The following is a 239-nucleotide window of genomic DNA, read 5'->3' as shown; positions in this document are numbered from 1 at the left end:
ATAGGGGGGCGCGGGCGCCCCCTCCCCGCGCGACGAACAGCGCCAGGACCTCTGGCGCTTCCGGACGTGACGAAATCGCCAGCGCCCGGACCCCCGGGCTGGGCGCGGTCGCCGCGCTTGCCGCCAGCGCGGTATTGATCACCCTGGCCGCCATCAACGGCGACGCCAGGCAGCAGGCCAGCGCCAACGTGTTCGGCGGGGCACTGCTGCTGCTTTACACGGCCTCCACGCTCTACCAC

Annotated in this window: 1 pseudogene; it reads left to right on the top strand. The window is 72.8% G+C overall.

From position 1 onward, the window contains the following. Positions 1 to 74 precede the first annotated feature (74 nt). Positions 75 to 239, top strand: a pseudogene (locus tag ACQG3P_RS23035) (PAQR family membrane homeostasis protein TrhA); the annotation flags it as partial.

It is taken from the genome of Stenotrophomonas sp. SrG (assembly GCF_050031795.1).
GTDB lineage: Bacteria > Pseudomonadota > Gammaproteobacteria > Xanthomonadales > Xanthomonadaceae > Stenotrophomonas > Stenotrophomonas rhizophila_A.
Note: the sequence above shows the minus strand (reverse complement) of the source record. Positions and strands in the feature narration are given on the sequence as shown.